10 protein-coding genes and 1 pseudogene are annotated in these 10238 nt (G+C 42.3%); all 11 read right to left on the reverse strand.

All coding sequences use genetic code 11. The features are described 5' to 3' along the window. Positions 1-7: 7 nt before the first annotated feature. A complete protein-coding gene (locus BM213_RS08650; protein ID WP_091703067.1) occupies positions 8-994 on the reverse strand; it encodes an ABC transporter substrate-binding protein in 987 nt (328 codons plus the stop codon). Between the two features lie 106 nt (positions 995-1100). Further along, positions 1101-2651 carry a fatty acid--CoA ligase family protein gene (locus BM213_RS08655; RefSeq protein ID WP_091703070.1) on the reverse strand — a complete coding sequence of 517 codons (1551 nt, stop codon included), beginning with the start codon at positions 2649-2651 and terminating at the stop codon, positions 1101-1103. Between the two features lie 170 nt (positions 2652-2821). Further along, complete coding sequence (locus BM213_RS08660; RefSeq protein WP_091703073.1) at positions 2822-3484, reverse strand: 3'-5' exonuclease; 663 nt, start codon at positions 3482-3484, stop codon at positions 2822-2824. 11 nt (positions 3485-3495) lie between these two features. Beyond that, positions 3496-5331 carry a DUF294 nucleotidyltransferase-like domain-containing protein gene (locus BM213_RS08665; RefSeq protein ID WP_091703076.1) on the reverse strand — a complete coding sequence of 612 codons (1836 nt, stop codon included), beginning with the start codon at positions 5329-5331 and terminating at the stop codon, positions 3496-3498. Between the two features lie 52 nt (positions 5332-5383). Continuing rightward, positions 5384-7033 (reverse strand): sodium:solute symporter family protein, encoded by a 1650-nt coding sequence (locus BM213_RS08670; RefSeq protein ID WP_091703078.1) that lies wholly within the window; start codon positions 7031-7033, stop codon positions 5384-5386. Positions 7034-7059: 26 nt separating this feature from the next. Further along, complete coding sequence (locus tag BM213_RS08675; protein ID WP_091703081.1) at positions 7060-7362, reverse strand: DUF4212 domain-containing protein; 303 nt, start codon at positions 7360-7362, stop codon at positions 7060-7062. Next, entirely contained in the window at positions 7349-7552 is a 204-nt protein-coding gene (locus tag BM213_RS08680) for a hypothetical protein (RefSeq protein WP_003395588.1), read from the reverse strand. Before BM213_RS08680 ends, BM213_RS08675 begins: the two co-directional genes overlap by 14 nt. Positions 7553-8006: 454 nt before the next feature. Beyond that, entirely contained in the window at positions 8007-8672 is a 666-nt protein-coding gene (locus BM213_RS08685; protein WP_091703083.1) for a hypothetical protein, read from the reverse strand. Beyond that, on the reverse strand, positions 8666-8977 hold the full coding sequence (locus BM213_RS08690) for a hypothetical protein (RefSeq protein ID WP_091703086.1): 312 nt from the start codon (positions 8975-8977) through the stop codon (positions 8666-8668). The genes BM213_RS08685 and BM213_RS08690 overlap by 7 nt, the downstream gene beginning before the upstream one ends. Positions 8978-9166: 189 nt before the next feature. Further along, positions 9167-9901, reverse strand: coding sequence for an MBL fold metallo-hydrolase (locus BM213_RS08695; protein ID WP_091703089.1), 735 nt, complete (start codon positions 9899-9901; stop codon positions 9167-9169). 61 nt (positions 9902-9962) lie between these two features. Next, positions 9963-10238, reverse strand: a pseudogene (locus BM213_RS08700) (RNA-guided endonuclease IscB); the annotation flags it as partial.

The following is a 10238-nucleotide window of genomic DNA, read 5'->3' on the forward strand; positions in this document are numbered from 1 at the left end:
CTTTACGTTATTCAATGAATTCCGCCATGCTATCCCATTCGCTTCTCCATTCCACACCCATCTCTTGCGCTGCTTTTTTATTGATGACAAGCTTTAACTTTTGCGGATATTGCACTGGAAGTTCGGACGGTTTTTTCTTTCCTTCTAAAATGTCAGCTGCCATCACACCCGCTTCGTAGCCAATATCATAATAGTCAAAGCCGTATGCCGCAAAACCACCACGTTTGACCGAATCTAACTCCCCAACAAAAAGCGGGATGTCTTGATCGTTTGCAACTTGAATGACGGATTCAAGTGCAGAAACAACAGTATTGTCTGTAATAACATAAAAACAATCCACTTTGCCGACTAACGATTCCGCTGCTTGCTTCACTTCCGCCGACGTCGACACCGACACAGGTACGATCGTTAAATCGGTTCCCTCCATCGCTTTTTTCACCGCATCCACTTGCGCGACGGAGTTTTGTTCACCAGCGTTATAAATCATCCCGACGCGATTTCCATCGACAAATTGATCAATAAATTGCACCGTTTTCGGAATGGCGTCTGGATGTGTGTCTGTCGTTCCTGTCACGTTTCCGCCCGGCTGTTCCATCGACTGTACAAGTTTCGCGCCAACCGGATCCGTCACAGACGTAAAGACGATCGGAATATCTTTCGTTGCATTTAATGCACCAAGCGCACTCGGCGTTGAGTTCGCGAAGATTAAATCGACGCCATCCGCGACGAAGTTGTTGGCGATCGTTTGATTATTGTTCATATCTCCTTGCGCAATTTGCACGTCGTATTCCACTTTTAATCCTTTATCTTCAAGCGCCTTTTTAAACCCGTTAAACGCCGCATCGAGCGATGGATGTTCAACAATTTGCGTCACGCCGACTTTATATGTTTTTTCTTTTTCCTCACTCGTTTCTTTCGTCGTTTTCTCTCCGGAACATCCAGCAAGCACGCTGCCGGCAAGCAACAACGCCCCACACGTTTTCAACCACTTCATTTGTATCCCCCTTACTTTTTCGCTGTTTCGCTTTTATGCGTTAAATTATACGAATATATTTTCTAAATATCAAGCAAATTCTAAAAAATAAATAAAAAAACGGTGCTTATTGTGCACCGCTTTGAGAGAGGACTTGTTCTTTTAACGCCCGTCTTAAAATTTTTCCTGTCGTATTTTTTGGCAATTCATCTAAAAATTCAATTGAACTTGGTACTTTATATTTCGCTAAATGCTCGCTGCAATACGCGATGAGCTGTTGTTCAGTCAACTGTTTATTTTTACTCACAACGTAACATTTCACCGCTTCACCAAAATTCGGATCAGGGACGCCAATGACAGCCGCTTCAACAACATCTGGATGGCTGTACAATACTTCTTCCACTTCACGTGGATATACGTTATACCCACCGACGATAATCATATCTTTTTTCCGATCGACAATATAAAAATATCCTTCCTCATCCATTTTTGCTAAGTCGCCTGTATATAGCCAACCGTCGCGAATCGTATGCGCCGTTTCTTCCGGCATTTTATAATATCCTTTCATCACGTTCGGTCCGCGTACGATCAGTTCACCTACTTCGCCGACCGGCACTTCCTCTCCTAATTCGTTCACAATTTTATTTTCCACGTTTATAATGCTCGTTCCAATCGAGCCCGGTTTGCGCGGACGATCGAGCGGATTAAAACATGTAACTGGCGAAGCTTCTGAAAGTCCATACCCTTCGGAAACGATCACCTGAAACTTTTTCTCGAAATTTTTCAATAGTGCTACAGGCATCGATGCCCCACCGGAAATGCATAGACGAATGTGCGAAAAATGTTCTGCCTTTCCGTCTGGATATTGATATAAAAAGTTGTACATCGTCGGCACTCCAGCAAAAACGGTCGCCTTTTGCTCGCTTGCGATTCGGAATACGTCTCCGGGACTAAACTTCGGAAGAATAAGCACCGTTCCGCCGTTCATAAGCGGTGCATTGAGCGCCACCGTTAAACAAAAGACATGAAACATCGGCAACGTCGCAATGACGCGGTCGTCTTCGTTTATTTTTAAGTAATCGGCCACATCTTGAGCGTTGCTGTAAAGATTTTTATGCGTCAACATCGCCCCTTTCGGTTTTCCCGTCGTCCCCGATGTGTATAAAATAACTGCTACATCGTCATCATGGAGCGCCGGACCGAAAAACGGAACTTCACCTGTCGCTAACACCGTTGCAAACGATTTCATTTTTTCAGGCAAAATGATGCCATGTTCTTTTCCTTGCGGCGTTTCGCAAATAATGATATGCTCGACGCTCGGTAAGCGTCCGTCAAGCTTCATCAATGTCGGAATAACGAGATCGAGCGCAATTACTACTTTCACATCACCGTTTGTTAAAATGTAATGAATTTCATCGGGCGTATAAATCGGATTAATTGGAATGACCGTCGCCCCGGCGCGCATCGCCCCGTACAAACTGACGACAAAATATGGCGAATTGCCTAATAACAACGCCACATGGTCTCCTTTGTTTACCCCGAGCTTTGCTAGACCGCTCGCAAACTTCATAACTGCTCCGTTCAACTCGCCATACGTCGCCTCAGTTGTTTCAAACACGTATGCTCGCTTGTCCGGCTTTTGTGATGCGATTTGTTCTAACCGTGAAACTAAATTCATTTTCTCCCCACCCCTCTTAATGAATGAATAGTCATTCATTTTAAAATTAAAAAAATTCTAAATGTATTATATTTTAAAATAAAAAAACAAGCAAGTAGAACATTGTCGTGCAAACGATCACGTCTTGCCTCTCCTAGGTGGGTAAAAAAAGAAAACGGGGGCTCTCCCCGTTAAAATGACAACGACCGCATTTGGCTATCGGTTGCCCGCAGCAATTCTCCCCATGTTTCATATCCACGCAGCCGAAATTGTTGTAACAGCTCCACGAATAAATACGCGGTCGTTAGCGCATCGCCAAGGGCGGAATGACGTTCGTACATACGCGTGCCGAACGCTTGCGCATATCGCTCTAAATCGCGCATATCATACGACGGTGCAATGAAACCGATTAAATCGAGCGTATCAATAAACGTCGGCTTGTGAAATTTCATTTTTTCGCGGCGCAATTCATGTTTGATGACCAATAAATCGAATGGAATGTAATGGCCGACAAAACAGGCGCTTTGTTTTTGTTCAACAAACTGGAAAAATTGTTGCAACACCTCGATTGCGATGGGGGCATGTCGCACTTTTTCTTCCGTAATGCCTGTTAACTCTACAATGACAGGCGGAATGTCGCGGTTTGGATTCACATACGTATGAAACGTCTCATTTTCAAGCACCGTCGTTCCTTTCACTTGCACCGCACCAATTTCAATGAGACGATCAGCCGTTGCAACGTTAAAGCCTGTCGTTTCTGTATCAAATACTGTAAAGATGATGTCATCAATCGGTGTTGATAACGGGATGTTGTCGTTTAACTTGTAATCGATCGCCTTTCGTAAAAAAAACATGACCATCCCCCTTAAAAATGAGAAAATAATTGCGCTTGTAGTTGCTTTAACGTTTTTAAACTTAAAATGAGTTCATCTTTTTCTCTCGTTGTCATCGTCGTAAACGATAAGACAGATGACGCTTGTTTATTCGCTTTATAATGGTTCCATTTATGACGAATGTAAATAGCTAACACGTTTTCAACCGCTTTTTGCACATCTTTTGCAAACGATGGGGACAACACGTGTTTCTCCTTTAGCTTCTCAATTCGCTCAAACGGTGTACCGGATACAATTCCGTGAATGAGTGATAAAATTTGCACGCTATGATGGTACGGAAATAACACTTCTTTTTTCATATCAATCGTTTTTCGCTCAAGGCCGAAAATGGACCGAATCGGGCGGTCAAGCGTCGGAATTTCATTTTGCTTTTCTATCTCAACGAGGCGAAAAAAGAAAATTTTCGCCCGATTGAGTTGTTCTCGAATTTGTTGTTCGAACGTACGGTGCAAGTCCATATCCCCATATACAAACCGATATGAGAAAAAATTTTGCGCCAACAACAAATTGTCATTTGTCGCATGAATCATCCACTCGCGCAAACGATCTTTCCACGTCTCGAGCGAGCCGCGCCACGCCTTTTCACTCGCCATCATTTTTCCTTTGCATCGTTCATAACCAGCTTTCTCCATAACACACACGATCGCCTCACCGAGCTTCGCAAAATACGCAGCATGTTCGTCGCTTTCGTACACGAGGAAATGGTCTTGATCGGTCAATAAAAATTGCTCTCTCCGACCGCTTGAACCCATTTGGTAAAAGGCGAAACGACACGGCGGCTCTCCGACTTTGTTTACCGCCAACGCCATACAACGCAACACAAGGCGATCATATAGTTTCGTAATCATATTTAAACATTGGGCAATCGGTACTTGGTCGCTCAACATCGTTCCTAACAGTTCATAAATGGCCATTTTCATTTTTGGCAACGTTCGCTCATCAGCATGATCAATTTGTTGAATCGTGCGCATCATACTTTCATTTTTCTTTCTCATTAAATCAGAAAACGTCACTATTCCTTGTACTTTTTCATCGTCAACAACCGGCAAATGTTTTACTCCGCGCTCAATCATCATCGCAAGCGCATCATAGTAGTAAGCGAAGCGCGAAATCGTTGCGACATCTTTTGTCATTACTCGTTCGATGGCTGTATCATACGGAAGCGAGCAACTAAGCACTCGCTCGACAAGATCTGTTTCAGTAACGATGCCGCATAACTTTTTTTCTTCCGTCACAATAATGGAACTAATATGCGTCTCCGCCATTTTTTTCGCCGCCTCTTGTACCGTTGCGGTGGGCGGTAAAGTGACGACATCGCGAACCATTAAATCTTGTACGGGAACGACAAATGATGTTGAATCGCCAAATTTACGCGCCTGCTTAATTTGTTCAGCAAGCGATACGTACACATCTTTTAAGCGTACACACACCTGCGCAAGCAAATAGTCATGTACGTTCGGGTCATCCCATAAACGCGATAAAACAGAAAACGGTATAATAAGCACTTCGCATCGTTCCGCTGCCCTTACCGCGACAAGTTCTTCTTTTCCTCCCCCTTTTGATACACCTAAAAAATCCGCTAAACTAGAAAAGCCAATGAGCCCTCCTTTTTGCACAACTTCAAGCACTTCATCATATCCTTCGTGCTCGACGTACACTTCCGCCACCCCGTCAAGCAACAAAACAAGCCCTTTACGCCGCTCATTTTTACCTAAAATCGTATCGTCTTTTTCAAACGTTTTTCGTTCACATATAGCAATGAGCCGATCAATCTCTTCTTTTGGCAAACCGCTAAATAGTGGATGCACTTTTTCCCCTCCCTTATAAAAACCGGCATCTGTATACACAGATGCCTTTACATTATCTCATCCACACTTGGCCGTCTTTATATGTCATTTGCTCTGGATAACGAAGGTCATACACTTCTTCTTGTACAGCTTGCGAAGGTTCTTTCGTCATTAACGATACGACGACATTTGCCACAAGTGCGGCTGCAGCACCAAACACCCCTGCACCTGTATCAACAATGCCTGCAATCGAAAACCCACCGTATTTCGCCGCTAAAATGTAGCCTAACGAAACGATTAAACCAACGAGCATGCCCGCGATCGCACCTGCAGAGTTTGAACGTTTCCACCATACACCAAGCACAAGGGCAGGGAAGAACGTACTTGCCGCAATTGCAAACGCCCACGCGACAATTTGCGTAATCACACCCGGAGGATTTAAAGCGACTAAACCAGCTAACACCGTCGCTGCCGCAATCGAGATGCGTGCAACAAGCAAGCGATTTTGTTCCGATGCGTTCGGGCGCAAAATACGATAATAAATGTCGTGTGCAAATGACGATGAAATAGCAATCATTAAACCTCCCGCTGTCGACAACGCCGCTGCCATCGCACCAGCTGCGACTAATCCAATGACAAACATGCCGAGGTTTGCGATCTCTGGAGTTGCCATAACGACAATGTCATTGCTAATGACCATCTCTTGCCATTGTAAAATTCCGTCACCATTCGCATCCGCAATTTGTAACTTCCCTGTATTAATCCATTTTTCTGTCCACGCCGGCAACTCGGTAATTTTTTGTCCAACGACGTTTTTAACGAGGATGAAACGCGAAAACGCAGCATACGCCGGTGCTGATAAATAAAGCAACCCGATAAATAAAAGTGCCCACGCTCCTGACCAACGTGCCGCCTTCATCGTTGATACCGTATAAAATCGAACGATAACGTGCGGAAGTCCCGCTGTTCCAGCCATTAATGTAAACATAAGGGCGAGAAATTGCCACTTACTTCCCTGTAAAAACGGCTCTGCGTATTGCGAAATCCCGAGTTGCTGATCTAGTTCTTGAAATTGACCGACAATTTTCCCGTAAGAAAGCCAAGGAATTGGATTTCCTGTCAGCTGTAGCGACATAAAGACAACTGGAATTAAATACGCGATAATTAAAATGATGTATTGGGCTACTTGTGTCCATGTAATTCCTTTCATTCCGCCAAACGCCGCATAAAACGCAATTAACACAACCCCAATCATCGTGCCGACTCTCGCATCAACTTCGAGCAAACGCCCGATAACAACTCCTGAACCTGAAAGCTGACCGATGGAATAAACGAACGAAATAATGATCGTACAAATGGCTGCAATGAGACGCGCGGAATGGCTCTCGTAACGGTCGCCAATAAATTCTGGCACCGTATAGCGACCGTATTTGCGAAGCTGTGGAGCAAGCAAAAACGTCAGAAGCAAATAGCCGCCCGTCCATCCCATAATGTATGCAAGACCATCATACCCTAGCAACATGATCGTACCAGCCATACCGATAAATGACGCAGCGCTCATCCAGTCCGCCGCGATCGCCATACCGTTTGAAAATGGAGAAATACCGCGTCCTGCTACGTAGAAATCAGATGTTTCTTTCGCTTTATTGTAAATGGCAATCCCAATATATAACGCAAATGAAGCGATAATGATAGATAAAGACACGAGAAATTGTGTATCCATCGTGCTCCCCCTTCCCCTTTGTTCTCTTAATGATCAAGTGTTTTCCCTGCGCTTAGTTGCTCGTTTCTCTCTTCGCTAATGCCATACTTTTTGTCAATGCTGTCGCTTAACTTTGCATTAATAAACAACAAGACGATAAACGTCACTACAGCCCCTTGTGCCCCCATGAAATAATGAAACGGAAATCCGTTAAACGTCATGTTTTTAAACGATTCCGCAAACATGACAACGCCAAATGATACAATAAACCAAATAATCAAAAAAATGACAATTAACCGCACGCGCTCACGGAAGTATGAATCGGCAATTTTTTTATCAATTTGTCTCAAACAAACACACCCCCAAGTTAAAAATAAATTTGACCGTTTCGAAAAATGGCGCTGGGAACGTTATCACTTCAAACAAAAAGTAAGCGAAGACTGACAAAAATGGAATGAGTAAAAAGAAAGGCTTTTGTTTACGAAAAGCAACGTACAAACTAGCAACTGTAATGGCTAAGATGAGGTAAAATGCAATCAAACAACTCCCCCCTATTTTGTAAGCGTTATCATTTTCTTTTAGCCCTCCCCACCTCCTAGTATGTACTGCTAAATTTTAAGAAAATTCTAACACAATCATATTATCTCCACTTTTCATTTCATCGTCAAGCATCTGTTCAAAAAATTTTCAAAATTTTTTATTCTGTATTATAACAAATGAAAAAGGCTAATCCAAAACCGTAACCATGTTTTGAGATTAGCCCCATCATCTCCATTTACTTTATAAAAGGAAATTTAATATCAAAAAAATATAAAATAACGAGTATAGTAGTCAAAACGAGCGTTTGAATGCTGTCACGTTTAAGTAAAACGCGATGCGAAGGTTTGCATTCTCGTTTTGATGTCCACCGATGAGTAACATAGGAAGAAAACAAAAACCAACAAAAAATAACTATATAGCTAATTATTCCGTATTGCCACCATGTCATTTGAAATCACCTAAATCCCAATTGTTTATTGGAATAAATTAAGTTAGAAACTCTATATGTTACTTCTCCTAAAAAACTATTATTAATTAAGAGCCTAGTTCTCCAATACCCTGTCCTCATCGTCGAAGAATCGACGGTCAGCTTAGGGTTCAGTTTAATCTCTCCATTGTATTTTGAAGGATCAATCCACTTATCAGTTACGTAATATGTTTCTTGTGGATCGATCCATTCGAGTGTTACAATAAGCGGATGATTCATCTTGACTTTACAAACCCTTAGTACCAAGCTTAAACATATAAAAGAATCTGTTAAATAAAAGACTGCAGACCTAGCTTCTTCATCCCAAAAACGATATGTTGAAAAATCAATGATATCTATATGCTCCTGTATATCTGTATCGTTTCTACGGGAGACATATTTGTGAAATACAGAATATATCATTCCCTTTTCTTCGTACACATTCGGATTCAAAGGATCCAAGAAGTAGTTATTCCCCTTTAAACTGAAAAAATACTTGTTACCTTCTTCAAAATAACATTTTGTCTCCCATAAGCGCATTTCACAATTATATTCAAAAGGAAATTGAACAATTCCACCGTTAACAGCTTTATTTAAATTCAATCCTTTTGCACACTCAGATAAATTTAAATACATGTGACTTAAAATTACCACCATCCCCTTTCCTGTCCAAGTCTAAACCCAAAATTAACTCCCACTCCAATCGCCGCCCCAACAACAGTACCTTTTGTAGCTGCAGTAACTACTGCTTTCCCTACACTTTGCACCGATTTATTTAGTGAAACACCAGTAACTTTACTGATATGAGCCATCTTTTTATTGTTATTAATAGTGTCTATCGCCGCATTGGCACCGTCCCGTGCTCCTCCTAAAGCCGCCGCTCCAATCGTGACAGGCCAAATTTGATCTTTAACTGTCTGTTTCGCAGCAGATTTTATATCTGACCACCAACTCGACATCCAAATCCCTCCCTGAAAACTTACTAATCTTGAATGATTAATAATATTTCACTTTTATTGTGTAATAATCTTGAATTAATGTTAAAAAAAAAAAAAAAAAAACGTCAATATTTTTTACAATAAAATTTATATAAATTAAAAAAACTCTATAAAAAATCTCCTTAAAACATTAATAAGGGCAGCGATTCGCTACCCCTCCCACGTCCATCTTGTTTTTGCTAATTGTACGTCGCCATGGAAAATCGTTTTTGCTTCGTCGACAAGTTGTTCAACGTTGCCGAAATGAGGTAAGTGCGTTAGTAACAATGTTTTAACGCCAGCGTCGCGCGCGATCGTTGCCGCTTCCTCGCTCGTCATATGCCCTGCTTGTTTCGCATGTTGCCCGGCATAAAAGTTGCATTCGCAAATCAGTAAGTCTGCATGTTTTGCAAAAGGAACAAACTCAGGCAAATAGCTAGAATCTGCTGTGTATACGACCGTCTTTTCTCCTGCACAAATGCGCATCGCATAACAAACAGCTGGATGTTCTGTCGCCATAAACGTAATCGTAAATGGACCGATATGAAGCATATCGGTCGGATCGTACGCCACCGCTTTCGTCACTCCTTTATGAGCAAGGCGTGCGAATCCATCCCGATCAAACGAATGTCCATAAATAGGAAGCTCAGGCAAATGTGCGCCTAAATTTTTCTTAATGAGTCGCGCGTATTGAAGCGGTCCGATATCTGCCACGTGATCGTGATGATAATGCGATATGATAACCGCATCAATTTGTTCAATATCAATGACGTTTTGAAGTTGGGCTAACGCTCCGCTTCCACAGTCCACTAATAAACGAAAACCGTCGTGTTCAAATAAGTAACATGACGTCGCCTCATTCTTTTTTGGAAACGCTCCCCAATAACCGATAACCGTCACTTTCATATGTATTCACGAAACTTACGCAAGGAAGCCCCTGCCTTTAGGCACGGGGAGGAATTGCACCTTACGCAAGTTCCGCCACCCCCTTTCCATAAGCATATCCGTCAAATCGCTGAATGACTTGGACATATCTATAATTTATTCCTTGTGCGATACGCTTTCCGTCCTTGCCTTTAATATCGAAACTTCCAGTCTTTCTACATGCGACTTCGCCAAACCAAACGCCTTGATATTTCCCTCTTGGGACAACAGCCTTAACCATGTCCCCTGTTTGAAAACCAAAGAAGAATTTTTGTCTTGCAAGATAACCTCTTGGGAAGCCATATCTATCTAGGTTTGT

The organism is Anoxybacillus pushchinoensis (assembly GCF_900111795.1).
GTDB lineage: Bacteria > Bacillota > Bacilli > Bacillales > Anoxybacillaceae > Anoxybacillus > Anoxybacillus pushchinoensis.

Bases quoted from the DNA above. Each gene is read 5' to 3' on its own strand.
- BM213_RS08650 (WP_091703067.1), bottom strand. From the start codon at position 994: ATGAAGTGGTTGAAAACGTGTGGGGCGTTGTTGCTTGCCGGCAGCGTG.
- BM213_RS08655 (WP_091703070.1), bottom strand. From the start codon at position 2,651: ATGAATTTAGTTTCACGGTTAGAACAAATCGCATCACAAAAGCCGGAC.
- BM213_RS08660 (WP_091703073.1), bottom strand. From the start codon at position 3,484: ATGTTTTTTTTACGAAAGGCGATCGATTACAAGTTAAACGACAACATC.
- BM213_RS08670 (WP_091703078.1), bottom strand. From the start codon at position 7,033: ATGGATACACAATTTCTCGTGTCTTTATCTATCATTATCGCTTCATTT.
- BM213_RS08690 (WP_091703086.1), bottom strand. From the start codon at position 8,977: ATGTCGAGTTGGTGGTCAGATATAAAATCTGCTGCGAAACAGACAGTT.
- BM213_RS08695 (WP_091703089.1), bottom strand. From the start codon at position 9,901: ATGAAAGTGACGGTTATCGGTTATTGGGGAGCGTTTCCAAAAAAGAAT.